Here is a 26891-nt window from a genome sequence, read left to right as displayed (position 1 = left end):
GAACCAACGCAACACCTTCATTCGGAGGTTGTCGTGACGGTTTCGTGGAACGATCGATGTATCGCGTACTCGATGCTTCTCGAGGGTGCTTCCGCTCAGGAAACGGCGAGGCGATTCGGTGTGAACACGGGAGCGGTCGTCGAGTGGGCAAGGCTGGCGGGCATGGTGATCCGCATGGGAGCCCGAGGGGGCATCGAGCCTGTCGATGAGTCAATGTCGGCATTGAACCCTCAGCGCGGGTACCGTCGCTTGACTCACGAGGACCGTGTCTTCATCGAGATGGCGATCAGCAGCACGCCCGCGTGGTCGATACGAGCGATCGGCCGGCACCTGAGCGTTGCCGCGTCCACAATCTCACGGGAGCTTCGACGTCACAGAGTCGAGACCGGGCGAGGGCGAGGCGCGTCGCGGGAGACGAGATACCATGCCGGAGTCGCGCAGCACCACACGATGCGCTCGCGCGTGAGAACGAGGGCACGCAAACTTGATTGCAGTAAGCTGCGGTCACTCGTCGTCTCGGGCTTGAACGAGAAGCACTCGCCGCAGCAGGTCGCAGGGAGACAACGGGTGATGTTTCCCGACCAGCCGGAGTTGTGGGTGTCCCACGAAACGATCTACCAAGCCCTCTATGTCCAGGGCAGGGGATCGTTGCGGCACGAACTGACTGTCGCCAAGGCGTTGCGTTCAGGTCGTTCTCGCAGAGCACCTGCCTCACGATTGCCATCCCGCGATGTCCGACCGTGGTTGGCGGGGGCCCGGATCACGGACCGTCCCGCTTCCGCGGTCGACCGTGCTGTCCCTGGGCATTGGGAAGGAGATCTCGTGGTCGGGCCCGGGAACTCCGGAATCGTCACGCTCGTCGAGCGGAACACGCGCTTCGCCTTGATAGAACGGCTACCCGGCGTGCGCGACTCGATCACGGTGATCGACGTCATCCGCAACCAAATCATGCGCCTCCCAAGTCATCTCAGGAGAACATTGACCTGGGATCAGGGGCAGGAGATGTCGAGACACGCAGACTTCACGATCGCGACCGGATGCCCTGTGTTCTTTTGCGACCCGCATTCGCCCTGGCAACGTGGCTCGAACGAGAACCTGAACGGCCTTGTCCGCGACTACTACCCGAAGGGCACAAACTTCAACAACGTCTCCGACGGCGCGATCGAGGCAATGGTCGATCAGCTCAACAACCGCCCCCGCAAGACTCTCGGATTCCATACCCCTCGTGAGAAACTGAACGAACTCATCAGCAGTGTTGCGTTGGTTCCTTGAGACCGCCCGTCCTTGATCGCGCAGAGATAGAGCTTCCCTTCACCGGTGTGGTGCTCGGTAATATCGGTGAGCCACAACGCATTTGGTGAATCAGCGGTGAAGTTCCGCTCGACCAGGTCGTTATGGACCGGCGGACCCGATCGACGGTTCTTCGCCCCGCGCTTCTTACCGAAGCTGCTCCACCATTTGTTGATCGAGCAGATCCGCCACGCGGTCCGCGACGCCATCTGCTGGCCCGCTTCGGCGGCCTCGTCAGCGAGGAACCGGTACCCGAACTCGGGGTCGTCACGGAGAGCGTCGAACAACGCGTTGGCCCGATACGCCTGCTCGAGTTCAGCATTGGTGACCGGATCGGCGAGCCACCGATAATACGGTTGGCGCGCAATCTCGAAGACCCGGCACGTCACCGCGACGGGAATTCCGTCGGCGGCCAGCTCGCGGACGAGCGGGTACATCATTTTCCCGGCAGGTTCGCCTGCGAGAGATAGGCCGCGGCGCAGGACTTCGTTCTCCTGCTCGAGGAGCCGGATGCGTTTACGCGGTTCAGCGTTGTCGGCGGACTGCTCGTTGGTGATTCCGGGCTTGGCGCCGTCCTCGACGTCGGCGGCCTTGAGCCAGCCGGCCAGGCATGACTCGCTGATCCCGAAGTCGGCGGCGATCTGTTTCAGTTGTTGGCCGGGTTCTCGGTTGCGGGCTACGCGCACGACGTCGTCGCGGAACTCTTTGGGGTAGGGCTTGGGCACGGCATACATCCTTCCAGCAGTGCCTCACGGCACCACAGATCAGATGTCACCGATCCGTGCAGCAGTCCCAAATGCCCGTGCGTTCCATCCTCACTGCCCCTCCATCACCACACCGACGAGCTTCGAACCCGTTACCGCAACTACTATCACGTCCGGCGCCGGACCGTTACACATCTGGCCTCACACGCCAGTACGACGTTGCGGTGACGTCGACGACCGCGCCCATCGGCCCCAGGATGCGCCGTGACGCTGGCGCCGCCGACACCGGGAGCGACATCGGCGTGTGCCCGGTGGTCGCTGCGAGTCGTTCGCTGCCGGGCACACGCCGGTCAGCGGTCCACGGCCCGGGACAGGTGTTCGGGATAGCGCGCACCGGCGAATGCGGTGGCCGGTGCGGTGGCTTCGATGCGTGCAAGATCTGCTGGGCTCAAGTCGATTTCGGCGGCCACGATGTTCTCCTCGAGGTATGCGCGGCGTTTGGTTCCCGGAATCGGCACCACGTCGGCACCTTGACTCTTTACCCAACCCAATGCCAATTGTCCTGCGGTGATGCCTTTTTCGGCGGCGATCTCTCGCAGTGTGGCGACGACCGCGAGGTTGTGGTCGACATTGTCTTCGCTGAAGCGGGGCAGTCCACGTCGCATATCGTCGGCGGGCATATCGGCGGTGGAGGTGATCGCGCCGGTCAGGAAACCGCGCCCGAGCGGAGAGAACGCAACGATGCCGATCCCCAGCTCACGACAGGTCGGAACGACATCGGCCTCGACGTCGCGGGTCCACAACGACCATTCGCTCTGCAGGGCGGTCACCGGATGCACCGCGTGCGCCCGCCGGATCGTCGCGGCCGATGCCTCGGAGATACCCAGATGGCGTACCTTGCCCGCGGTGACCAGTTCCGACAGCGCTCCCCAGGTCTCCTCGACGGGCACTTTCGGGTCGACTCGGTGCTGGTAGTAGAGATCGATGTGGTCGACGCCCAAGCGGGTCAGCGACTCGTCACAGCACTTCTTCACGTACTCGGCGTCGCCGCGTGCGCTCATACCTTCGGGCAGCCACACGATGCCGAACTTGGTGGCGAGGACCACCTCGTCGCGGCGCCGCGCGATCGCGCGGCCGACGAGTCGCTCATTGGCTCCGGAGCCGTAGACATCGGCGGTGTCGAGCAGTGTCACGCCGAGGTCGAGCGCGCGGTGGATGGTGGCGATCGACTCCTCGTCGTTGTCGCGGACACCGTAGGCCTGGCTCATTCCCATGCAGCCGAGCCCCTGCGCGCCGACGGACAGTTCACCGAGTTTCCTGGTCGGGATCATGCGGAGATCTTCTCCTTCACTGCCGCGAATGCGTCCTACCGTGCGGCGGGTCGCCCGTCGAGTTCGGAGACGACGCTACGACCTGGAGTGTGCTCCATGTCAAATAGTTGATCAGGATGCGTCGTCAACGCTGTCTTGTGGATGGATGATCGGCACGTGGCTCGGTTCCCCTTGCTTCCGATAGATGTCGACTCACCGACTGGACGTGGCGGGCCTCCTGCGACTTGGTGCACGATGGTGAACGAATCCCGTCGATTTCCTGAAATGATTTGGTCTGTCACGGGATCGGCGATCGCCGAACATGTCTGACCGCGTTTGTTGTCGGTGGGACGGCCTATCGTTCGACGATGGTCGGTGCCGTGGTGTTGGAGCCGTTGGTGGAGTCGATGCTGTCCGATTTCGATGTGCTGGCGGCGGCGTGCCGCGCCGAGATCGAGGGCACGGCATCGCCTGAGGTCATCGCTGTACTGCACAGTCCAGCACTGTGCTGGGTTCGTACCCACGGCCTGCATTACGTGCAAACTCTGTTCGAGGGCGAGATGCACGTGTGCAGGCTTTCCGGCAGAGATTCGCGACGCCGAGAGGCCGCCTCGGCCTATCAGCGGGCGGAGACGCTGCGGCTCGCCGCGCTGTCCCGGTGGCGTGCCGAACTCGCGGATCGACATCGTAATTCAGGCCCGCGAACCTTCGAGGAGATGTGTGCCTGGCTGATGAAACTGTTGTTGCCAGAGGACTATTCGCGTGAATTTGGCTCGGCGATGATCGTGGCCGACGGTTGCCCGGATCGGGGACGATTGCCGTCGCACGACTGGTATGCGTGGGGCGTCGAGCACGGGTGGTCGACGCCGCGGTCGACGCCGGAGACGGACCGGGTGATGGCCTTGGGGGAGTCCGCGTTCGTCGACACGGTGCGGCGGTCGTTGACCGTCGAATATATCGCGGGCTTCGATGAACCACCGGTCGTGGAGCGCTGGTGGCGCGCCCTGAGCCGGGTCGAACTCCTGATTCGAGAAGACATGCGATCGATTCGGGGCCGCCTACGCCGCTCCGCTCGGAGAGCGCCCGAGCACCAATTGACTCGTCTGCGGGAACTGTACGAGGAGTTCGCTGTCCTGCGCGTGCATCGCAGCGTGGCGTTGCGCGTGTACAACGAACTGCGGGACGCTGTCGCTACAGCGGTGAAGCAGGCCGAGGCCGGAATAGTGAGTGACTGCCACACCGTCGCGGCCGCTGCGGTGGCTCGCGCGCATCCCGAGATGTATCGACAGGTTCGAGAAGTGGTCGCGGCGCATCGTAAGGTTTGGGAAGACGAGGATTTCGACTTCGCCACCGCGTCGGATTTCGCCCAGGAGTTGATCACTGCCGTCGCGCCGGAGCGGGCGGTTGCCGAGGACCCCCTGCCGCTTTACGAAGTCCCCGGATATTGCACGGACGATCCGCTCGAAGTGGCCGTCGACGCGTCCGGTTACGGAAGTGCGGGCGGATACGGGTGGATGGCGGCCGATGGTCGTACCGGCAGCGGCCGCTGCACGTGGGGCATCTCCTCGACCGAAAGCGAGGTCATCGCGATCTGCGAGGCGGCGTCCGCGCCGCAACTCGCCGGACGGACCCTGCACATACTCTCCGATTGTGTCGCGGCGGTCGACGCGGTGGATTCGGCACTCACCACCGGCGTGGTCGGAAACTATCCGGTCTCGGAAGCGGTCAGGGACCAGCTGCGTACAGTTCTCGGCCGCACCGAACCGTTCACCGTGCAGTGGGGCGCGAGCCGGACCGGACACCGACTCCACGATCGCGCCCACTGCCTCGCCCGCAGTGGACGCCTGCGCTGAACTCCGCCCGAGGGAAAACTCGCGTCGATACCTCGACTGCCGACTAGTGTGTCGCGCCTGAGATCCATAGCTTAAGTTGTTAGCCTGTTCTTGTGTCGCATCGTGGGCCTTCAGCTGTTGAGATCGTTGTATCCGATGCTGAGCGGGTGGTGCTCATGGGCATGGTGGAATCGTCGGATCGGCGTGCGGCGCAACGGGCGCGGATCGTGTTGGTGTGTGCTGAGGGTATGTCGAATGCGGGTGCCGCGCGGCTTGTCGGTGTCTCGGTGGGATCGGTGGCGAGATGGCGGCGGCAGTTCGCCGACGAGGGTGTGGAAGGGCTGGTCGATCGTGATCGCGGTGGGCGGCCGGTAGTCGAGATCGTGTTGACCGTCCAAGAGCACGAGATGTTGCAACGGTGGGCGCGTCGAGCGAAGTCGTCGCAGGCGCTCGCGGAACGCTGTCGGATCGTATTGGGTTGCGCGGCAGGGAAATCCAATCAGGAAGTGGCTGCCGAGTTGGGTATCACGGCCCAGACGGTGGGTAAGTGGCGCACGCGTTTCGCGCGGAAACGTCTCGAGGGGCTGTCCGACGAGCCGCGTCCGGGCCGGGCTCCGTCGATCCTGCTGGACAAGGTCGAAGAAGTCCTCACCACGACCCTGGAACAGAAACCGGTGAACGCGACGCACTGGTCACGAACCTCGATGGCCCGACGAAGTGGCTTGTCGCCGTCGACGATCGGGCGGACCTGGCGCAAGTTCGAGCTGAAACCCCATGTGGCCGACGGGTTCAAACTCTCGACCGATCCGTTGTTCGTGGACAAGGTCGTCGACGTGGTCGGGCTGTATCACAATCCACCGGAGAAGGCGGTCGTGCTGTGCGTGGACGAGAAGTCCGGGATCCAGGCCCTCGACAGATCCCAGCCGGTGCTACCGATGATGCCCGGCATGCCCGAGCGATATTCCCACGACTACATCCGCCATGGTGTGACCAGCCTGTTCGCGGCGTTCGACATCGCCGACGGAGCCGTGATCTCCAAACTCTATTCCCGCCGCCGTGCCACCGAGTTCAAGAAATTCCTCATCGCGATCGACAAAGCCGTGCCCGCTGAACTGGACGTGCACCTGGTCTGTGACAACCTCTCCACCCACAAGACACCGGCGATCAACACCTGGCTGGCCCGCCATCCTCGGTTCCATATGCATTTCACCCCGACCGGCTCGTCCTGGCTCAACCGGGTCGAACGCTGATTCGGATTCCTCACCGACCAACTCCTGCGCCGAGGAGTCCACAAAAGCGTTGCCGCACTGGACAAAGACATCAGTGCCTGGATCAAGCAATGGAACGCCGACCCGAAACCCTTCGTCTGGCGCAAAACCGCGGAAGAGATCCTCGAATCACTCGCTAAATATCTTCAACGGATCTCCGGCGCGGAACACTAGTGCCTCGTCACGCAACGTTGGTTAGGTAATCCGGCCTGCGGATCTTCGAGCCCACAGCGAAGTCTCGGATGGGTCGGGCGTGCTGGTTGCGCCAGCGGATGTAGTCACCGATCGCCGCATCCTGCTCGGCGTGGGTGCGGTGGTCGGTACCGTTGAGCGCGAAGTACCGCAGCGCCGCGAACTCGCACTCGATCCTGTTCAGCCACGACGAATACGTCGGCAGGAACACCAACTCGATCTCGTTGTCGGCACACCACTCCCGCACTTCACGCCGCTTGTGGACCGAGTAGTTGTCCAGAATCAGATACAGGCGCTCGCCCGGCCAGCGGGCCCGCAGCGATTTCACGAACGCCGAGAACTCGATCGCTCGTTTACGGTCCCGGATCCGGTAGTACAACTGGCCGCTCCGCAGATCCAGAGCGCCGAACATGTGCCGCACCCCGTGATAGCGGTGGTAGGTCGCGCGCAGACGTTTCGGCCGTCCGGCCCGCGCCCAGCCCCGGCCGGCGCGCGGCATCAGGTTCAACGGCCCGAACTCGTCCACGCAGATCACGCGGCCGTCGGCGGGCGGGTGGTCGTAGAGGTCGAGGACCCGGTTCATCTTCGCCACGAAATCCGGGTCGTTGCTGGCCTTCCATGTTTTCGTCGCCTGCCACGACACCCCGCCGGCTTTCAGGATCCGGCGCAGTGTTTCCCGGCTGATGTCGGCGATCCCGTTGCCCCGCAGCACATCCGCCAGCTTCGACAGACTCCAGGTCGAGTACGGCCATCCCAGATCACGGGGACAGCACCGGGCGATCCGACAAATCCGGTCACGCGTGGCCGGGTCCGTCTTCGCTGGTCTGCCCCCGCTCCATTTTGGGTCGAGCGCGTCCATGCCCTTCTCGTTGAAGTCGTGAATCACCTGCCGCACATACGCTTCGGAAACCTGCATCAACTTCGCGATCAACCCCACAGGCTGATGCTGCCCCGAGGCCATCACCACGATCGCCCGCCGCATCCGGACCGGCTGCTTGCTACGCCGACCGATCTGGGCGAGTTTGCGGCCCTCTTCCGATGTCAGGGCCCTGACGAACACATCCGGCTTGCGAGCCACCGGCACCACCTCCACCGGCAGCATCGCCGGTCACCGGCCGATGATCAACCCGCCACCCCGCTGACGGGTTCCAGCATCAACCTTTCGGGACGAGGCACTAGGCGGTTTCTGCCCGTGGTTGCGAACTAGCTGATCAATGGTCGCGTCAGCCAGTCTGTATCGAGCCCTTTCCGGAAAACTGGAACCTGTGTCAGGTGGGCGTGGGTTTTTCTCGTTCGCCCGCCGGGCACTGCGGCCCGACGGGATACGACAGTTGCAGTGCCTCGGGCCGGCTTTGTCAGCTCAGTTGTGTTGTCGTGAGGGGTAATTCGACTAAGCGGGTCGAAGGATCTGTGTCTTTCCACCAAGGTTCTGTGGAGTTGTAGGCGAGGGGGTGTGCTTCGCCAGTGAGCATTGAAAGTGCTTGTGCGACTTCCTCGATGGTGGCGCGGGTGTATATGTCTATGGCGTCTCCGCTGCTGCGCCGGTGGGAGTGGTCGGCGTAGGCCTTGGCTACGGCGCGGCCGAAGTTGCGTTCGACCCATCGGAGTGTGGTGTGGCGTAGCCAGTGGGTGGTGACTCCGTGGACGGCGATCCAGGGCAGTTGGCGCGCCAGGCGTTCCCAGAGGACGTCGTAGCGTCGTGTGGTGAGTGGGTTGCCGTTGCTGTAGCGGAGCAGTCTGTGGTTGGCGTGGGCGGTGATCGGTCGGCCGTTTCGTGCACGTTGCGGCAGCGCCTTGTGGTCGGGTTTTCTGGTGTCGGAATGCTGGGCCAGGGCTGCGGCGAGTGTGGGTGATATCGGCTGCCATCGGGTGGTGCAGCCCTTCTCTTTCAGGAAGATCAGGCATCGGCCCGTGTCGAGGTCGTGGGGTTGTAGTGCGAGTGCTCCGCCTCGTCGGCAGGCGGTTTCGGTGTGTAGACGGAGGATGAGGCTGTCGAGCGCGGGGTCGTCGCCGCCGGTGGCGGCGGCGTGGTTGATCTCGGCGAGTGCGTCGTGGGGGAGGGCTTGTCTGCGTGAGGGTGGAAGGTTCGGTGTGGGGAGTGTGGTCATCGGATTGTCCGCGGCGTCGATCAGTTTGTCGTCGACGGCATGCTGGTACAGGCATTGCAGGGCGTAGATGCAGTGCAGTTCGGTGCCGAACCCACCTCGATCGCTGCGACGCATCCGCCGCTGCTCCTTGGTGATGTGCACGAATCGACTCAGCTCGGAGGCCGAGGGCTCGTCGACGCGGCGCTGCGCCCACTGGGCGAGGAGTTTGGTCCAGTAGGACATGTGGTGTCGACGCGTCGGTGTGTCGGGCATCGCTTCGTAGACCACCGGGATGTACTCGGCGAATGTGGGGACCGGCCGCGTCGGGGTGGGGGTGTCGAGGAGGCGCGCGGCATCGATGCCGAGGCCGGCCAGGATTGTTCGGGCTGCGGCCAGTTCGGCGGCGGAGGGCTGCTGCGTTGTCATGGTTGTACCTGCCCGAGTTCGTGGATCCGGCCTGCGAAGAGCTGATCGATGGTTGGGGGAGGGAAGACGAGCAGTCGGCGGCCGCGGGTATCGGCGGCCAGGAGAAGTCGGTCTCCGGTCCGGATTCCGGAGCGGCGGCGTACGCGCAGCGGTATCCGTAGGTAGCCGTCCCTGTCCAGATGCAGTTCGCCCTCGGCAGAGCAGACGATGGCGAGTGCACCCGACACCACCGGGACACCCAAGCGCTGTTCGGCGCACCAGCCGAGCGCGTCGAACAACGGTTTGTTGCACGCGCCCTGCCCGATCGATCGGGCGGATGTCGTAGGTCGTGGGTCGCGGCTTCGACGCCGGTGCGGTGAGTGCGGGCAGCGGCAGCGGCACACGCCACTGCGAGCCGACAGCGTGGGTGCCGACAGGCTGGCTGTGCCCCGTTTCGAACGCCTGATGTGGCAGCAGCGTGAGGCTTGGGGCTGGAATCGCGTCGCTCACCGGCGTGTCCCTCCACGACGAGATTGGCCGCGATTCGGTCGGTGCCTGATCGATCCGGTGTCATTACGGTCAACCAACACTCGTGACGCAGCGGATTCGCCATCGTGCGGTGTTGGAGACACCCCAACAACACACAAAACGCGGCGAATGCGCAACTTTGGTGTGTTCGTGGACGCGACCGTATTCCGTTTCCTGGGATCTTCCGACCACCTCCCGTCGTATCCCGGCGAAGCTCATGGGAGAGTGGACGCGGCTCTCCGGTGAGGCGTCGTCGTGAAGATCGCTTGTCACTCACCGAGCCCGGTCCTGTCCTTCCCGACGAGCAGACCGCGCAGGCAGAGCCGCTCGACGGTCGCCGCGACATCGGCGGGCGCTGCCTGTGGGTCGCGGAGGCTGAGGATCAGGATGTTGTTCACGAGCGTGGCGGCGATCGTCGCGGCGGGAACGTCGTCGACGAGGGCGCGCTCCTTCTGGCCCGACCCGATCGCGTCCACTATGAGCCCGGGGAAGTCGAGCGCGGTGAGTACCCGCGTGACCGTGTTGGGGGATTGGAACCGCTCGACACTGATGATCATCGTCATGGCTTCGATCAATGTCCGGTTCGCGGCGATCAGCTCGGCGAGCTGGGTGAGGAACCGGCGCAGGACATCGTCGACCTGCCGGTAGCGGGTGTCGCTGTCGGTACGTTTCGCGAGCTGCTGGAAGGCGGTGGTGAGACCGGCCACGACAATGTCGGGAGTGGTCGGAAACAGCGTATCCAGCAGCGCGGGCGCCACATTGGCGGAGATCGCGATCCGCGTGCGGGTCGTGTTGAAATAACCTCGCTCACCGAATTCGGTGGTGGCGGCGGTGATTATCGCACTCTCCGGATCGTCCGGTAGCGAGGTAGAGCCTGCCAGCTGAAATCCTCCGACCGCTTTGTCCGCCAGCGGGGTGATGGTGTCATCGATGTGCCCGTGCGTCTGGTCGGGGTCGACGATGGAGGCGAAGAGAGCGACGACGGCGTGGCCGAAGAGGTCGTCGGGCACGGAATCGGGATCGAATCGGGCTCGGAGAGTAAGCCCTTCGGCCAGCGCGGCCACTGTCACCGCCAGCAGCTCGACCGTGAACGGCTGACGTAGGCTCGCGCCCCAACGTTCCAGGGCTGCGGCGTGTACGCGCGCTGAGATGTTGGTGGTCCGGGTGTACTCGTCGCGGACGGATTCGAGTGCTCCGGCGTGATTTCCGGCGGCGGCGGCGACCACGAGCCGGAGTTGCGTGCCCGGGTCGGTTCGGACCTGTTCCAGGTTCCACCGGCACATATCGCGGATGGTCGCGCGGGGATCGCCTCCGCTCGCGTGGGTACGGCGGCTGACCTCGTCCTCGACCACCTCGGCCGCGCGCTGTGCGCCGCCCTGCATCAGGGTTCGCAGCAACTCGTTCAGGTACAGGTCCTTACCGCCGCCGCCACCCGTTCGGCGCGGATAGGTCGTGGAGAAGGTCTGCTTGGACAGGCCCGCGCGCTGCGTGACGTGCCGGTCGATGACGAGCCCATCGGATAGCAGGTTCAGATCGCCTGCTGCGAGCGCTTCCCTTCCTGCCTGCAGAAACCGTTGTCGTGCGGACAGGTGACGCTCCGGCATGGTGGTTCCCCGGTTCGGTCGAACTGACACTGACGGCTGATCCTAGCCGGGCGCTTGACTTTTGAGTCAAGTAGCGCCGAATCCCGGTCCGAAAGTGGGTACCGAGGCAAGGCCGCAATTGATGGTCAGAGGGATGACCCCCGTGATCGAATCGGGCAATGGCGATTAAGGAACCCGCTTCTGCTCGGCCACGGCCGTCTGATCGTGACCGGCACTCTGGAAAGGACGGCAGGGCCAGACCTGTGAATCGAAATTGGATCTGGGCGTTGATCATGGTCGTCGGCCTTGTCATCACGAACGCTGTCACCGCCCTGGTGACGAAATCGGTCGTCGACGACGATGGGGAGCCCGCGCACTCGCTGATCGCGACGGGTGGCGATCCCCTGGGATCCGCGTGCTTGAACGATTTTGTCACCGCCGGTCTCGCGCGACCGGAGGGCGGCGCGTTCGAGCTGAAGCTGCTCTACTCGGCGGCTTGTAATGCCGCATGGGCGAAGGTGAACCGCCTGGACGGCGCCGGATATGGCGAGCGAATCAAGGTCGCTGTCTTCCAGTTCGCCGATCCGCAGGGGCGGACCCGGCAGTGGGCCGACGAGTTGAACGTCGATCAGGCCTACACGATGGTCATCGTCCGGCAGGATCCGACCGATCGTCTGTGCGCGACTGCCTCCGTGAGCCGGGGCCCGGACGAGGTTGCGATCGAGCAACCGGTCTGTATGTAGCACTGTGGTTTCGGCTATCTCATCAGGTGGGGGTCGACCTGGGACCCACAGTCGAGTTCGAAGGATGGAACTGTTGCCCGCGAAGGTGGCGCTGGTTCTGGTACACGGAATCGATTCCGGCGCCGATGCCTGGGATCGGATGATCGCGCTGGTCCGCGACGATCCCGACATTCATCCCTGGGTACAGATCGAGAATTTCGTGTATCCGACGGGAAAGTTGGAGTGGAGGCCGGCACGCACGTTCCCCGACATCGCCTCGGTAGCCGACAGTCTGCGCGGCCGGATCGAGAGGAGCCTGCCCGCCGGAATGCCGATTGTCTTCGCCGCGCACAGCCAAGGTGGGCTGATCGTGCAGCGATTCCTCGTTCAGCAGCTCGAAGCCGGCCGCGGTGTCGAGCTGCGGAGGGTCAAGTCCGTGCTGATGTTCGCGACCCCGAATCTGGGCTCCGACTACCTGGAGTTTCTGCGCAGGGTGGCCCGAAAGCTCGTCGACAATGCCCAGGAGGCGGAACTCCGGCTCGCCACACGCGAGGTTGTCGAAACCCTGAGCAAGGTCACCAACCGGATGGTGCATGCCCGGGAGGTCACGGCGACCACGGTGCCGATCCGGTTCGAAGCGTATGCGGGCCTTTCGGACAATATCGTGAAGCCGCACTCGGCCAGAGCTGTCTTCGGCAGCGGCGGCAGCATCCCGGGCGATCACAGCGAGATCATCCGGCCGACCTCGAGGGATTCGGACGCATACCAGATCCTGCGGCAGGCTTTGGATCCTGTCGTCACAGAAAGTGAGAAACCGATCACCGAACTCCGCGATCCGGGGACGGGTCGATCGGGTGTCACCATCGGCGACACCGGGCGACCCCTCGACATAGCTCTCGATATCGCCAACGCACTGGCTCGTGTCGAGACGCTTCAGGAATTCAATGGTCGGAATGCCTTCAAGCAGCACTTCCCTCCCTACATCCGCAATGGCCTGTCCTTCGCCCTCGGCAGTACCGCCGTTTCGGATCTGGGGCAATTGGTCAGGGCGTGCATCGTGTACGAGGATGACGGCCGTGCTCAACTGATCGAGGCAATCACCTCATGGCTCGAGCAACGGGAGCCGGCGGTCCAGCGCGCGCTCGAGCTGATTCGCCGTGTCTGGCCCGAGGGGCTGAGGAAGGGTGATAGCCACCCCCCAGCCTGAGCGCGGCGGATGGTTCCGCGTCCGCCGCGCTGCTCCCGACTCCTTCGCCGGTCGAGCCGTCGGAGCCCGCACGTCGCGGGAAGCGGTGGTTCACGGCGACGTTCAGCGGTGTCATGGTGCTCATCCTGCTCGGACTCGCCGCGTGCTACGGGATCGATCACTGGCGGCAACCGGATGAACTCGGCGACGCCATGGCCGGTAGGGACTTCCGCGAGGCGAACTGCCATGTCGACCCGCAGATCAGCGAGTCCACCACGGCGAATCCGCGATTCCTCCTGGAGATCGTGAAGTCGGAGCGCTGCGGGACCGCATGGGCCAAGATCACCTGGCTCGGTCCGCTGGACCAGCAGCCCGCGCAGATCGAAGCCACCATCTATCGCATGGCAGCCGGCCCGGACGGATCGGATGCGCGGGACGTGCAAAAAGTGCAGAAGATGGACATCCGCGCCGCGTGGACTCCGATGATCAGGAGCGGCAGTCGCGGGTCGGTCTGTGCCGTCGGGCTCGTGGAAGTCGACGGGGAGCGCTTCAAATCGCCGGTCGCACTTTGTGATTGAGCGTAGCGGCCGGGCGGAGTCGGCCTGTGTGCCCCGATGCTCCCGCGTCACCTCGTGAAGTCGCTGTCCAGCACGTAGTCTCGGGCTCACGGGTGAGGATCTGGCGGTGTCGGTCATCGCGGCCACGCCCCCGATGTCCACGAAGGTGACGCCGGACCTCTCGATAGCGGTCACCGTGCCGGTGAACAGCGGCTGCTGCTCGTCGACGGATATCGGTAGTACCGCGCCAGCTCGCGCACCGGCGCTCACCCTTCGCCGCGCGCCGGTTTCAGTATCTCTTCGAAGCTGTCGAAGCCACGGGTGCGAATCCGGAATCGGAGGTCGGTCTCGATCTGCTGCGCGACCTCACCAGCGATATCCGTCGCCCTGAGTTGGTCGATCTTCTGCTCGCAGTCCGGGTATCTATGCCGTATCGCGGCGTGCACGATCATCTTGCCCATAGTCGCTTCGGTGATGAGGACACAGTCGAGGATTCTGTGTAGCGACGCTCTCCCGCATTTCTTGACCACCGAGTTGAGACCGCCGCGGAAGCGGTTCGCGGCATTCTCCTTCTGCCCTTTTCGCAGACGGTCGTCCCCGAGCGCACCGCACACCTCGATGAGCGCGGACGCCGCCTGCTCGGCCGAACCCGCTTCCGTCATATGGGCCAATACCATCGACATACTCGCGAATCCCGTGATGTCCACGGAACGGTTGCCGGTCGGCCGTGGGGCGAATGCGAGCCCGTGGACCGTCCGCCACAGCGACGGCGCGGGATCGGGAATGTGCCCGAGCACCGCGAGCCAGGCATCGCGGACCGCGTCCAGAACGATGGGATTCACGCGGCGGCAGTCCGCCGCGCACAGGATACCGTCCTCGACGGTGGCGATCGAACGGAACAACGTTAGCGCGGCGGCCGTCGTCGCGGTGGCGTCGCGGACCACGAGCGGAATCGCCCGCAGTACGAGTGCTTTCGCCGCGGGAGCCGTCGCAGTGTCGAAAGCGGTGGCCAACCGATCGAATTCCACCGCGACCACCCGGGTTTCCACGATCGCCAGAAGCAGCTCGGCGCCTTTGCGCTGCTGCGCGTTGGACCCTCGCATCAGGCCGAAGGCGAGGGCCTCTAGCTGCGGCCCTCGTGGCAGAATGAACGCGCGAATTTCCGCGCTACGCACTGTTTTGGTGAGGACGGCGAGCCGCTCGGCCTTGGCCGCGACGGCGATCAGGGGCGGCAGGAGCAGTTCGGGTTCCTGCGGCACACGGTCGACGCAGCGGTCGAGGAAGACGTTCAGCTGCGTGTTGTCACCCAGGACGCCCGGATCCGCCGTGACGGCGTCCAGCTGGCTCCGCGCCTCGGTGATCCCGCCCATCGCGCCCGCCGGCAGCAGACCGAGCAGCCCGTGACTGTGTCGCCACAGTTTCGCCCGCGCGGCCAGTCCACTTCTTCTGATGGCCTCCGCGACGACCGCGCTCGGAATCTCGGCGTCGATGAGGCACGACCGGGCGACCGCGGCCCAGAGTTCGGGCGCCGATGTCGGTGCGTTGTGTCGGGCGGGTAAGTGGGACAACAGTTCCCCGAACTTGACGGTCAGCAGATCCCTTGCCGCCGTTGGCTGTGCCAACAGCAGCGTCATCGCGCCGCGTGCCAGCTGCCTCGGTGCCTTGTAGTCCTTCAGGGCGAACAGCATACTCAATGTCTGCCTCAACAGCAGGTCGCCGCGCGTCATGTCCCGGACGATGTAGGCGACGCTCATCAGATGGGCTCCGTGGACGACGTCCTGGTCGTCGGATGCGAGTTCGCGGCACACCGCCGCGACCGTATCCAGCCAGTATCGCGAACGGTCGGACTCACTCGCTCCCGCGAGCTCCGCACGCCAATGCGCAGCGATCACCCTGCCGAGCGTATCGCGCACCAGTCTGGCGTCGCTGTCGCCGGAACCCTGCTGCATCGCACGCGTGAGATCTTCGACGCGCACGAGGAACTCCGTCGAACCGATCGCACCCCAATCACGTTCCGCGAGAGCGAGATAGCGTGCTGCCGCCTCTTTTCCCTTGCTGCCATCGGCCAGCACGCGGACGATTTCGATCAGGCAGTCGCAGACGAATCGCGGATCGACCGGCGTCAGCGAATGCAACAGATCTTCGACGGTGCTCTGCGAACGCAGCGTATCGCGGTGACTCGCGATCAGTTCGTCGATGTACCCGCCCGCCCTCGCTGCCGCGGCGACCTGATCGGGTGCACGTCGGGCCAGGAGTTCGAACGATTCGGTAACCGTCCAGCGAACCGCATTCCCCTGGCGCCAGACATAGTCGAGGCGGTCGATCACATCTCGCGGTTCGGCGTCGTGCACCGTCGGCACGACTCTGACGAATCGGCGGAGTGCCTCGACCGGCACCCGGGAACCGTCGTGGGACACAGTCTTCGGAACCGCGTGCGGGTGGTGCGCCCAGACCAGCATCGCGACTTCGATCAAACTGGCGTGACCCGATTCGATCAACCGGTCCAGACACTCGGTCACGACGACCCGCGACAGTCGATCGTCGCCGAGCAGAATCAAGTACTGCTCCAGTACCGCGCCGACGAAGAGATCGTCGGGATGTGCGAGTACCCGCCGCATCAAGGTGACGCTCTCGCGCTTTCCCGTCCGGGCGATCAAGCCCTGGGCCGCCGCGAATTCGAAGAACGTCTGGTGGAGAAAGCGAATGTTCTCCACGCCCCTGATGAGAACCCCGCGCCGAGTCAGAATCTGAATCGCGCGCGTGATTCGCTCGGGCGTGACGCTGGCGTGGCCCGCGTCAGCGGCGACCTCGCACGCGTACCGCACGATATGTGACTCCTGTGCCTCCGGGCTGCCCATCGCCAAGAGCGCGACACCGATCCACCCGGCATCGAGGCCGAGGTCGTCATCGGACCGATAGTCGATATCGCCCACCACTCCGCGGTTGTCGCCCCGCACGCGATACTCCCAATAGCGTCGGTACAGACCGGTGACGTCGATCTCGAGGCTCGGAAATGACGGCGCGGCGAGTTCGAAGACGAGACGAAGCAGCAGGGGGCTGCGCGACACTTCCCGCACCAACAGTCCGCGAGCCGCGGCAGAAGCGATCGTCGCGGTCGGATCGCTGGGAACTTCCGCGGCGTCATCGAAGAATTCGACCAAATTCTTCACGGCGGCCTCGAATTCGCGGTCGTCGTAGAGATCGAGAACGACCTCGACCCCGAGGTCGCCGTCGAACGCCATGGCTTCCCGAGGGCGTGTCGTCACGACAGTCGGTATGCCCAGTTCACGCAGACGATAGAGCAGATCGAGGGTCTCGACGTGGGCGGGTCCGCCGTGGAGCAGCAGATCCGCGGTATCCAGCAGGACGACGAGGTCGGGTTCGGCCTCGGCGAATCCGAGCACATCGTCGGCGGTGACCACCGGCGTGCCGCGATCACCGTGCAGAAGCCATGTCGCGGAGAGCAACAGCGGAGTGCGGTCGGTCGATGACGTCAGGAATCGGTGCAGGGACCAGAGCAGGCTGGTTTTTCCGTGCCCGGCTTCGCCGACGACCACGAATCTGCGCACCGTGCCCGCGCCGGTCATCCCCGCCCTGATCGCCTGTTCCTTGGTTCGCGTGACGTACATGCCCGCGCTCAATTTCGCGCGAACGGCTCCCGAACCGGCCGCGCGAGTTCCGTTGGCGGTATCGATATCGGCGGCCAATTGCGACGACATTCGACGCAGCCGCTCGATGCGAGCATCGGAGATCCTCGGACGAGCCGCCGCGGCGCCCGGCGACTCCGATAGAAAGTCGACGGCCTCGCCGCTCGCTTGCGCATATCGAATGGCGGAGTTCGCGAAGGAATCGAAGTATTCATCGAATTTTCGATACATCGTGCGAGGGCCCGATCTCATACCCTGCATCGCGAATTCGGCACGTGGCGCCCGCAGTTTCGGAACCCCCGCTTCGGGGCGAAGGTATCGGCTGACTACGACGACTCGATCCGAATCTGTTAGCTCTTTCGCACCCTGTTCGTCCGGGCGTGGCGTGCGCTCCGCCGCCGCGCGCACCGCGAGGATCATCGCTCGGATGTCGGACGCCTCGACCGACCTGTCCGGCACCTGCGAAACCCGCGCGGTCAGCGAACGAAGCGCTGGACATCCAGCGAGTACACGGTCATCCATCGCTCCGTCGGCCACTGCGACGACGCGATGAAGGTCGACGACGACAGCGCTGACCACAGGCAAACCGGCTGCCCCCTCGGGCATCGTGCCACCCTCCTTCAGCGGCGAATCCGGCCGCTCCACTCCACAACGCGTTACCTGAGACGGTGATTGTCGAATAGTTTTGTCCGAACTTCGACAAAGATCGCGAAGTCGCCATCAGCGGTTCGACAAAACTTTGACAGACCGTCGATCAGAGTAGTTGCGTTCTGTCCGATCGGCCGCCCGAACCGCGATATTCGCCGGGTTACGTTCTGCCCACCGAACCTGTTCTGCACGAATGGAACCCGGAGGATGGAATGGACGACGACAGCAGCAGCCGACTGAATGGGCACCTTGTCGAACTGGTCTTGAACGCGGTCGACGAGGCCGTCAGCGAGTTGCTCGAAACCGCGATACATCACCAGAGCGTGTCGCCGGAGTACAGCGCGCGGATCATTCGCCTGGCCATCACGATGATGGAAGAGACGATCCTGTGGCTCGGACAAGCGGGACGCTCGTGACGCAGGTCGACACACCCGTGACGCCATGTCCGGTATGCCGGGCCGCAGTGCCCACCGAAGTCGAGCGGCGCGACCTGCTCCAGCATTGGCTCGATCCGCGGGCTGTCGTGCCCGACGGCCGCGACCACACCGATCTCGGGCTGGATACCGATGTCGTCGACGGCGTGCTGCGCGCCTTCCGCATCGACAGCGAAGCGAAGCTGTCGACAGTGGCCGAGGCCTATCGACTCATCGGTCGGTATCTCGCGCCCTTCGTCGTCAAAGTGGTGGTCGATATGGTCGCGGATCTGCGCGGGATCATCGACAGGGAGCCGAACGCGAAGATCGTCTTCGTCGGTCGCGACGGCATCGTCCTCGGGCTTGTCCTGGGGATTCTCCAGCCGGATCTCGTCGCTCGACACTGTGTCACGATGTATCTGCCGCGCCCGCTCGTCGACAGCGCCCTGCGCGACATGGAACAGAATCTGGGCCTGGACTTCTCGGCCATCGAGGTCTATCGGAAGCGCCCGACGTCCACCGCCGACCCGGTGGGCTCCCGAGACCGACTCACCGCCTACTTCGCGCTGTCGGGTCTGGACGTGGAGTCCGGCGACATCATGGTCTGCTTGGTGGACACCGGGTTGAAGGGCAGTATCCAGGAGATGCTGACGGCGGCCTATCCCACAGTCCGGTTCTGCGGTCTCTACGCGTTCTTCGCCGCGGCGCCGCAGGATCCGCATCCGGGCACTAAACGAGGCTATGTCCTGCATCTCGACGGCGCGTACGGCGGCGACGGCACAGCGCTGCGTGGTGAACTCCCGGCGGACCCGGCGCTCACCTTCTACCACCACGAGGCCATCGTCGCCGTGGAAGCTCTGCTCTCGGGGAGCAAGAACAGTCCGGTGGAATTCGGGCGCGACGGTCGCCCGCGTCTGCGGCGGCACCGTCACGACCTCGCCCCATTGGACGGGCCGCTCCACGGGGCCGTCGAACCCGAGTACGCGGATCCGCGTGTACGCGAAGCTGTCCTGGCCATGAGCACCATCGCGATCGGCCATCGCGCGCGGGAACTCGCGCCGCATGTCGCGGCTGGCCGAGTGGCACCTCACGGCACGGTGGAGAAATCCGCGTGGTATCGCGAACTCGCTGCGGACGCCGACACCCTCCGGGATCACGTGCGAGCGTGGGTGGATCGATCCGATGCCGTCGATCAGGGGTTCGCCCGGCTGTTGGACGCCTTCGCTCCGCGTGCCGGAGACGTTGCCGGGCCGCAGGATCGGCTCGTGAGCCATACGGTTCAGTGAGTCGAAACGGGATCGGACAAGGTGTTCAGCCCGTGGTGCCGACCTCGCGATGTTTGATACCCGGTGTGAATTCCGCCGTCCCGAACGGTTCGGTGACGATGACAGGTTCCGCCGTCGCTCCGAGTCGCTCGTGGAGTATGCGGTATTCGCTGTTCGTTCGAATCAACGAGTCGACGACCACTGCCCGGACCCGGTCCACCGGAACCGTGTCCGAGGCGGTGCCCTGACGTGCTTCGACTCGTAATCGCAAGGTGTCGCGGCCGTGGTCGTCGCCGATTGTGTCGAGGATAAACTTTCCGGACAGGAATTCACTGACCGTGGAGTCGTACAGTGCCGCTCGGATCGGATCGGGATAGATGTTGGCCGAGCAGTAGATGGCGGCGACGTCGGTGCGGCCGTACATGAGCAAGTAGCCCACACCCGGTGGCACGATATCGGCGAGATCGCGGTGGCCGGTCGATCGCAGCGTTTCGGCGAAGCGGTCACTGTCGATCACCTCACCCCGGTCGTTCACCCGGTATCGGATCAAGGGGGTGATGCCGTCGAGGGTGAACAGCAGATAGCCGTCGACGTCGGTTTGCACGAAGCAGAGCTCAGGGTCGTATTCGACCAGTGTCGGCATGGTCGTGTGGTCGCCCGCGCATCGCCCGAACAGTGCGGTGGCGAGAGCGTGATCGGTTCGTGCCGCGCGCCGGACGGCGACGGTCAACGAGGTCTCGCATCCGACGAATCCGGTATCGGACGATCCGTAGCCCGCCAGGACGCGCGCCGGCTCCGTTACCCGGCCGATCCGTTTCAGTACGTAGTCACGCCACGTCTCGCTGGTCGACTCACCCCCGACGAACAGGTGGATATTCTGTCGCAGTACATGCTCGGGCGCCCGGTCGAGCACATCGCGCACATAGGGCGGATACCCGGCGAGAACGACCTTGTCGTACAGCGGACCCAGCGTTGCCATTGCGTCCAACGCGGCGTCGAGGTCGATCCCCGGGGTGACGACCGAGATGTCGCGACCACGCGCCCGCGTCCCGACCAATCCCAGCAGGGCGTATGTGCCACCGGTCCAGGTGCCCATCGCGAAGCAGACGACGACCAATGTGTTGCCGGACCCGGTCGAGGTCCGGGCGCCGAACAGGCGATCGAAGAGTTCTTCGCCTTGGGCGAGCGAAGCCAGTCCTCTAGGCCAATAGGTGGGTCGGCCGGACGTACCCGAACTCGTCACCCACATCGTCGGTAGTTCTCGGCCCCGTGCGACCGTCGTGGCAGGAGCGCGCAGATGCGCGATGTCTTCCTTCGTCATCGGTGGTATCCGCGCCAGGTCCGCCGGGGTCCGTATCTCATCGACGCGGACACCGCGCGACGCCAGCAACTCCGGGTATCCGGCGATCTCGCGTGATGCTCGGCGAAACAGCTCGAAAGCCTGTGCACTGCCCGAAGCGATATACGGCGCCACCGGATTCGGCATCGATCGTGGAGGAGGGGAAATCATGACGGCTCCCGAAACTTCTGCGCCGACTCGCGATGGGGAATGCAGGATCGCTCCCTCGGTTACCGCGTGCCGCCCAGTTTTTCTATTGCGGATCGATGTTGTCCGGACGGGCGACGGACAACGAAGGGCGGCGACGGTCTACTCCGTGATCGGGGCGAAGAAAGCCCTGATCAACGTCGGAAAGATCGGCGACGCCGCGTCGCTTCAGATTCCGGCGGTGAGGACGGTGGCGCTGATCGCGCCCGCGCTCGCCACCCCGATATGCACCAGCAACCAGAGATGGTGCAGCGGCGTCCGGTACAGGAACGCGAAGTTGCCGCTGTGTTCGGTGCGGTTGCGAAGCCAATCGGCCTCCAGTGCGGCCTGCGGCCAGATCTCGTCGAGTCGGCTTCGTAACCGCTGCGCCGCATCCATATGCATCGTGAAACGCTCGTAGTACTTGGCGGTGACCACCATGCCGAAGAGACCGAGGAACACGACTCCGATCGAGACGGCGAGCCGGGCAACGGGCCTCTCGTCGGACAGCGTGACATAGGCGGACATACACAGTGCGACCACCACGACGATGCCCGACATCAGTGCCCGCTGATTCTCCGATTGTCGCGCCTGCTGCCGCTGTTCCTGCCACATCCTCAGCAGTACCTCGGTGTGGCCGGATGCCGGGACCACCGAACCCGGACCGATGGAGTTGCCGGTATCCACCCCCGCGGTCTCCGGCTGCGTACTGGTCGAACCGATTCCGGACGACTGTCGTCGACCTGCCTCGTGCAGGTCTTCCCACCGTGCGCGCCACGAAGCCGGAGCCTCGCCGCACGCGGTGACATACGCTTCGGTCGTCTCCCATGTCGGGAGGTGGTAGCCGCCCGCGGCCTCGGCGAGCGCGGTGCGCGATCGTCCTGAAACGCGAGCCATCTGGAGATATTTCGGGTTTCCCGCACGCTCGCGCAGCTTCCGTAGATCGGCGGCGAATGCCTGAATCGGTCCGGCCGACGGATCGAGAGGGCGCTCTGGTCGTGGCATCGTGTCACTCCGGGCGGTACCGATACGTGTTGTCATTCTAACCTTCTCGGGCTGCCGCGGTTCGGACGAGCAGTCCGTGCAGGAAAAGCCGATCGATGACTTCGAGGACCGATGTCGTCGGCTCGTCGCGTCGCGTCAGGCAACGAAAGACGATGTTGTTGGTGTAGGTGGCCGCGAGTTCGACGGCCGCCACATCGGCGGTGAAGACCCCGTCGGCCTGTCCCTGTGCGAAGGTTTCGACGATAAGCCCCGGAAAGAAGACTTCCTCACGCAACCGGGTAGCGTTGACCGGCGCCTGAGCGGTCTGCAGGCTGATCACCAACGCCATGGCGTCGAAGAAGGATCGGTTGGCCGCGATGAGGTCAGCGAGCCGCAGACCGTATCGCTGCACGACGCTGACCAGTGACCGTTGTAACCGGGTATCGGCCGAGATCCTCTTCGCGAGAGCCTCGTACACCGGCTTCAGGCCCGCGACGACGATATCGACATTCGAGGGGAACAGGTACCGCAGCGTTTCGAGATCGACGCCGGCTCGGGTGGCGATATGGGCGCGTTCGGTCGCGAAGTAACCACGCTGCCCGAACTCGATGCCAGCCGCATCGATGATGGCCTGCTCGGGATCGTCCGGAAGTTCGGTGGCGTGGGCGATCTGATAACTCTCGATCGCCGCCTCCGCCAGCGCGGCCATGACATCGTCGATGTGCTCGTGGGTCTGATCGATATCGACGATGGAACCGAGCAACGCAATGACCGCTTCTCCGAACAGATCTGCTGGAACGGCGTCCGGATCGAAGCGTGAACGCAAGACCAGCCCCTCGACCAGTGCCGACAACACCACCGCCAAGCGATCGAGAGTGAATGGCTGACGCAGACTCGCGCTCCAGGAGCGAAGCATTTCGGCGTTGGTTTCGTTGGCGATATCGAGGACACTGCTGTACTGGGCGCGGATCTCGGCCACCGCGGCCCGATGGTCGGAGGCGAACGCGCAGATGACGAAACGGAGCTGCGTCTCGGCCGAGTCCCGTACTCGCTCGAAATCCCAGCGGCAGATGGCCCGGATGAACCGGCGGGGGTCCCCGGTGGCCTCGGCCGACTGATCGGCCCACTCCGATTGGAGTCGGCGTCGGAGATCGGCGCGGTCGCGCGGCGGCGGTGAGGACAGCAGTTCGTCGATGAACGCCGCCTTGCCGCCGAGGAGGCCGGAGTTCGGTCGCCGCGGATAGATGTTGTAGAAGGTCTGCGTCGACAACCCGGCGCGCTCGGCGACCTGTTCGACCAACAGTCCGTTGGTCAGCACCCCGACATCGAACTCGACGAGTAGCTCGCGACCGGCCGCCAGAAGCCGCTCACGTGTCGAGGACGGAATCGTCGGTCCCACGGCATGCCCTATCTGGGCTGGTGACGCATCGCGTCGAAAGTTCGCTGGGTGGTGAGTATCCGGGTCGAGTATGCCCCGGACGGCGGCCCGGGCATGAGATTTCCGTGATCTCCTTGACCCCGGAATCAAGCACCACTTGGACGGAATACCATCCACGAGTATCGAACTCAACATCGTCTTGCTGGCGTCGTTGCGCGGCGGCGTGATCGAATTTCGTTGTGAGACTGCGGAATGGATGCACAGGAGCACCCTTGGAAATTGATTCCGGCGACCGACTGTCATCGGTGTAACGACGGGCATCCCGGTATGGGAGGGGAATACCGGGCGTTCGCGATGAAGCGCCGCCGGAATCTGCTGCTGTTCACGGCCTTACTGCGGGCAGCGGCGTATTCGCGTCGTCCTCGCTCCGCGCATCCTCGCGCCCCGGACGCGCACTCCGCGGTTGCCCGTCGACGGTGCCAGCGCCCGCCGCCGCAATCCTGACTCAACCGACCTCGACCACGTAGCGGTCGTCCGAGTAACCGAATTCGACCCCTCCCGCACCGATCCGATCCACCTGACGGCGATCAGCCGCCAGAACCGAAACGAAGGTCCGATTACACGGTGACGAAAGCAGGTACCTGGATGTCGTCTCATCAGTTCTTCTCCCGGCCGGTCTCGTTGGTCAAACCGTTCCTCGTTGCGGCCGCCGCGGTAGCACTGGCCTCGGGTGGCCAACTTCTTCACGTCCCCCGGGCGCAGGCGGTCGCGTGCTACGGCGACTATTGCTCTGGCCAGGACCCCTACGCGTCCGGCTGCGCCGCCGACGCCCATCTCGAAGACGGCGCCTCCGTCTACGGCACCTACGGCGAGTCATATGTCCAACTGTGGTAGTCGGCCACTTGCAAGACGAACTGGGCGACCGCCAATTTCGTCCCCGCGACGATCAAGGTCGTTCAGGACACCGGCTACGAACAGGGCTACAGCGGCGACAACGGCAGTCAGGCGTGGTCGAAGATGATCTATTCCCCCGTGCATCACGTGAAGGCGGTTATCACCGGTGGCTGGGGTACCACCCAGACCGCGTACATCTGAGTGAGCACCTTCGACGATGGCTCCCGAACATGAGGTTCAGGAGCCATCGCCATGTGGGGGTCCGAAACCGATGTGGACAGTGAGGCCGGGGATGTGGTCGGGACGGCGCGGGTGTCGGTTATCGGGGTCCGGTTCGGCGTCGGAGAGCGCCGCTGATCAGGTCGACGGCCAGGAAACCGAGCAGCGTGATGCCGAGCAGGGGCAGGAACCAGCCGACCGCGACGGCGACCACGGCCAGCACGATGACGCCGGGGAGGGGTGCTCGGGCGATGCCGCCGCGCAGTGGCGGCCTTCCGAGCGCCCATGTCGCGCCGCGGGTGGGGCGGCGTTGCCACCACATGCGGTAGCCGCGCACGATGATCGTGACGAGGAGCAGAGCGACGGCCAGCAGCAGGAGTTGGTTGAGTAGCCCGAACAGGGTGCCCATATGTCCGCGGATGCCCCAGTCGGCGAGTTTGGCGATCAGGGAATAGGACAACCAGCTCACCGATCTGACGGCGCTGTCGGATCGAACCCTGGTGGCGGTGTGTCGTACGAATATCGACGACCCCGCGGGTGAGAGCCGCCTCTACCGATCCGAGGACGCGGGCCTGACCTTCACCGACCACGGTCCGATTCCCGGCAGGCGCGTAGCGTTGCTCGGCGTCGCCCCGAAGGGGCCGACGATGGCGACCGGCCTCTCCCACGAGTGCCCCACCGACGCGGCCAATGCCATCCTCGTCTCGGACGATGACGGCCTGACCTGGCGAACCACCTATACTCCCGCCTGCGTCGGCGAGTCCACTGTGACCTACGACGACACCGCGATGACCACGCCGCTCCAAGGGTTCGTGCTGGAGACCAGGTCGTTCCCCAGCGACCGAGTCACACTGGCGCGTGCCGAACACCGACTGCTGATGACTCGCGACGCGGGCAGATCCTGGGCCCCGGTCGCGTTCTCGGCCTGACCCACAAAGACGCGGCCGCTGTTGGGGACTATCCGCCGTAGGGCTCGTACCCTGTTGGCAGCGAATGAATTTCGTCATCACGTCCATCCGAGGCACGTGCGCCCGGGATGGGGACAATCAGGTGATGGCTATACCGACGAGACCTCCGATGGTGGATCCGGCGAGGATGCCCCGTATCAGGATGGGATCCCGATCAGCATCCCGACGATGATTCCGAGGCTGGTGCGGCGAAGCACATTGAGGTCGGACCCTCGTCAACATCGGTCCGAAGCGTCGTCGTCAACATCGGTCCGAAGCAGTGAGCGGAGGGGAGATACGAGCCGAGACGCACCTCGTCAGCTCGGTGTCTGCCTGCTGCAGACAGCTGCGAACTTGTGGTCTCTTTCCCTGGACAGGCGATAGGCTTGTTCGGTGGGTGAGGGCTGGTTTGCGTCCGGTGTAGGCGCCGCGGGTCCTGGCCGCAACGATGCCTTCGCGTTGGCGCTCCAGGATGAGGGAGCGTTCGAATTCGACGATGGCGCGTACTCGCCGGTGGCGGTCTTCTCATCGACGGTCTTCCGTTCACAGCGATGCGGCAGGTGACCGAGGTTCCTTCGGTTTGTGCACTCACGCCGAGGATGACGTAGGTCGAGCTGTTGACGAACTTCTTCGTCCATGGCGCCGTAGCGGCGCCTGTTGCTGCATCGCGGAGTTGCCATCGACATAGGTCACCGACGGCAGGGTAGGGGGTGTCGGAGATGATCTCGTAGACAACGCTGACGCCAGCGGGCTGCGGCCTGCGGCTGTCTGGACCCACTGTTCGAACGTCGTGATGACCTCGGCGGCGTTCATGGTCTAGGTTTGCTCGATCGCGCGGCGCCCCTCGCAAATGTTCTCTACCAGCATGACTGGGAAATCTTTCGTTCGAGGGTTGACTTCTGATCTTTCTTACGTGAAGCTTGGTGCAGCGCCTGATCTGCGCCCGAAACTCCCAAAAGAACTTCGGTAAAGCGGATTTGGCTTTTGGCTCTTCGAGCCCCCGATCCCGATGTGTGGCTCCGTGACCCGAGTGGTCCCGGAGCCACGGTCGTTTCCACGCCGGTGCTTCCCCGGACCGCCCGGCGTGCGTGCGCGGCACGCCCCCGCAGCAGGCGCACCCTGACGACGCGAATCCTCAGGCGACCCAGCTCCCTGCCCGCCCCTCGCCGGGAACCGGGCTCTCGAACTGGAGGCCCCATGCCCGACCGCTGAGCGACCTGCTCGTCATGGCCGCCCACACCACCCCCGACGACACCTATCACGGTCGACCACGCGCACACCACGATGCGAGTCCGCCGCGCCTGCAC

General features: G+C 64.6%; 21 protein-coding genes and 2 pseudogenes. 11 read left to right on the top strand and 12 right to left on the bottom strand.

Going from position 1 to position 26891, the window contains the following annotated elements:
• The first annotated feature begins 72 nt into the window (after positions 1-72).
• Complete coding sequence (locus tag JZ792_RS21805; protein ID WP_216912851.1) at positions 73-1272, top strand: IS30 family transposase; 1200 nt, start codon at positions 73-75, stop codon at positions 1270-1272.
• Here JZ792_RS21805 and JZ792_RS21800 read toward each other — a convergent pair.
• Positions 1179-2015 carry a hypothetical protein gene (locus JZ792_RS21800; RefSeq protein ID WP_216912779.1) on the bottom strand — a complete coding sequence of 279 codons (837 nt, stop codon included), beginning with the start codon at positions 2013-2015 and terminating at the stop codon, positions 1179-1181. The genes JZ792_RS21805 and JZ792_RS21800 overlap by 94 nt on opposite strands.
• A gap of 329 nt (positions 2016-2344) precedes the next feature.
• Positions 2345-3325, bottom strand: coding sequence for an aldo/keto reductase (locus JZ792_RS21795; protein WP_216912777.1), 981 nt, complete (start codon positions 3323-3325; stop codon positions 2345-2347).
• Between the two features lie 347 nt (positions 3326-3672).
• On the opposite strand from JZ792_RS21795, the gene JZ792_RS21790 reads away from it, so the two are divergent.
• Both JZ792_RS21790 and JZ792_RS21780 read left to right on the top strand, forming a co-directional pair.
• A complete protein-coding gene (locus JZ792_RS21790; protein ID WP_216912775.1) occupies positions 3673-5157 on the top strand; it encodes a hypothetical protein in 1485 nt (494 codons plus the stop codon).
• A 92-nt stretch (positions 5158-5249) separates the two neighbouring features.
• Positions 5250-6578, top strand: a pseudogene (locus tag JZ792_RS21780) (IS630 family transposase).
• Positions 6579-6585: 7 nt separating this feature from the next.
• Here JZ792_RS21780 and JZ792_RS21775 read toward each other — a convergent pair.
• The 4 genes from JZ792_RS21775 to JZ792_RS21760 form a co-directional block, all read right to left on the bottom strand.
• Positions 6586-7578 (bottom strand): IS630 family transposase, encoded by a 993-nt coding sequence (locus JZ792_RS21775; RefSeq protein ID WP_216912773.1) that lies wholly within the window; start codon positions 7576-7578, stop codon positions 6586-6588.
• Positions 7579-7951: 373 nt separating this feature from the next.
• A complete protein-coding gene (locus JZ792_RS21770; RefSeq protein WP_216912771.1) occupies positions 7952-9109 on the bottom strand; it encodes a tyrosine-type recombinase/integrase in 1158 nt (385 codons plus the stop codon).
• Positions 9106-9387 (bottom strand): hypothetical protein, encoded by a 282-nt coding sequence (locus tag JZ792_RS21765; RefSeq protein WP_216912769.1) that lies wholly within the window; start codon positions 9385-9387, stop codon positions 9106-9108. The genes JZ792_RS21770 and JZ792_RS21765 overlap by 4 nt, the downstream gene beginning before the upstream one ends.
• A gap of 498 nt (positions 9388-9885) precedes the next feature.
• Positions 9886-11220, bottom strand: coding sequence for a TetR/AcrR family transcriptional regulator (locus JZ792_RS21760; protein WP_216912767.1), 1335 nt, complete (start codon positions 11218-11220; stop codon positions 9886-9888).
• 272 nt (positions 11221-11492) lie between these two features.
• On the opposite strand from JZ792_RS21760, the gene JZ792_RS21755 reads away from it, so the two are divergent.
• The 3 genes from JZ792_RS21755 (at position 11493) to JZ792_RS21745 (ending at position 13685) form a co-directional block, all read left to right on the top strand.
• Positions 11493-11942: a DUF2690 domain-containing protein gene (locus tag JZ792_RS21755; protein ID WP_254190152.1), complete on the top strand. Its 450-nt coding sequence runs from the start codon at positions 11493-11495 to the stop codon at positions 11940-11942.
• Between the two features lie 64 nt (positions 11943-12006).
• Positions 12007-13128, top strand: coding sequence for an esterase/lipase family protein (locus JZ792_RS21750; RefSeq protein ID WP_216912763.1), 1122 nt, complete (start codon positions 12007-12009; stop codon positions 13126-13128).
• 113 nt (positions 13129-13241) lie between these two features.
• The gene (locus tag JZ792_RS21745; protein ID WP_216912761.1) at positions 13242-13685 is read left to right on the top strand and encodes a DUF2690 domain-containing protein; all 444 of its coding nucleotides are present in this window, start codon (positions 13242-13244) and stop codon (positions 13683-13685) included.
• 245 nt (positions 13686-13930) lie between these two features.
• Here JZ792_RS21745 and JZ792_RS21740 read toward each other — a convergent pair whose 3' ends face one another.
• Positions 13931-17383, bottom strand: coding sequence for an NACHT domain-containing protein (locus tag JZ792_RS21740; RefSeq protein ID WP_216912759.1), 3453 nt, complete (start codon positions 17381-17383; stop codon positions 13931-13933).
• Positions 17384-18171: 788 nt separating this feature from the next.
• On the opposite strand from JZ792_RS21740, the gene JZ792_RS21735 reads away from it, so the two are divergent.
• Both JZ792_RS21735 and JZ792_RS21730 read left to right on the top strand, forming a co-directional pair.
• Complete coding sequence (locus JZ792_RS21735) at positions 18172-18375, top strand: hypothetical protein (protein WP_216912757.1); 204 nt, start codon at positions 18172-18174, stop codon at positions 18373-18375.
• 47 nt (positions 18376-18422) lie between these two features.
• Complete coding sequence (locus JZ792_RS21730; RefSeq protein WP_216912756.1) at positions 18423-19658, top strand: hypothetical protein; 1236 nt, start codon at positions 18423-18425, stop codon at positions 19656-19658.
• Positions 19659-19683: 25 nt separating this feature from the next.
• Here JZ792_RS21730 and JZ792_RS21725 read toward each other — a convergent pair whose 3' ends face one another.
• From JZ792_RS21725 to JZ792_RS21715, 3 genes are all read right to left on the bottom strand, one after another.
• Positions 19684-20958 carry a phenylacetate--CoA ligase family protein gene (locus JZ792_RS21725; protein WP_216912754.1) on the bottom strand — a complete coding sequence of 425 codons (1275 nt, stop codon included), beginning with the start codon at positions 20956-20958 and terminating at the stop codon, positions 19684-19686.
• Positions 20959-21351: 393 nt separating this feature from the next.
• Complete coding sequence (locus JZ792_RS21720) at positions 21352-22167, bottom strand: hypothetical protein (RefSeq protein ID WP_216912752.1); 816 nt, start codon at positions 22165-22167, stop codon at positions 21352-21354.
• A 37-nt stretch (positions 22168-22204) separates the two neighbouring features.
• Complete coding sequence (locus tag JZ792_RS21715) at positions 22205-23545, bottom strand: TetR/AcrR family transcriptional regulator (protein ID WP_216912750.1); 1341 nt, start codon at positions 23543-23545, stop codon at positions 22205-22207.
• Between the two features lie 624 nt (positions 23546-24169).
• Here JZ792_RS21715 and JZ792_RS21710 point away from each other — a divergent pair.
• A complete protein-coding gene (locus JZ792_RS21710) occupies positions 24170-24418 on the top strand; it encodes a hypothetical protein (RefSeq protein WP_216912748.1) in 249 nt (82 codons plus the stop codon).
• 319 nt (positions 24419-24737) lie between these two features.
• Here the strand turns inward: JZ792_RS21710 and JZ792_RS21705 are convergent, their stop codons facing one another.
• Positions 24738-25106 (bottom strand): PepSY domain-containing protein, encoded by a 369-nt coding sequence (locus JZ792_RS21705; RefSeq protein WP_308165394.1) that lies wholly within the window; start codon positions 25104-25106, stop codon positions 24738-24740.
• Between the two features lie 37 nt (positions 25107-25143).
• Between JZ792_RS21705 and JZ792_RS21700 the strand changes: the two genes are divergently transcribed.
• Complete coding sequence (locus tag JZ792_RS21700) at positions 25144-25566, top strand: beta propeller repeat protein (RefSeq protein ID WP_216912746.1); 423 nt, start codon at positions 25144-25146, stop codon at positions 25564-25566.
• Positions 25567-25980: 414 nt separating this feature from the next.
• Here the strand turns inward: JZ792_RS21700 and JZ792_RS42130 are convergent.
• Positions 25981-26085: pseudogene (locus tag JZ792_RS42130) on the bottom strand (recombinase family protein); the annotation flags it as partial.
• 587 nt (positions 26086-26672) lie between these two features.
• Here JZ792_RS42130 and JZ792_RS21695 point away from each other — a divergent pair.
• Positions 26673-26891 (top strand): hypothetical protein (locus tag JZ792_RS21695; RefSeq protein ID WP_216912744.1); only part of this gene is annotated, 219 nt, incomplete at its 3' end.

This window comes from Nocardia noduli, assembly GCF_019038455.1.
In the GTDB taxonomy this organism is placed as follows: Bacteria; Actinomycetota; Actinomycetes; order Mycobacteriales; family Mycobacteriaceae; genus Nocardia; species Nocardia noduli.
Note: the sequence above shows the minus strand (reverse complement) of the source record. Positions and strands in the feature narration are given on the sequence as shown.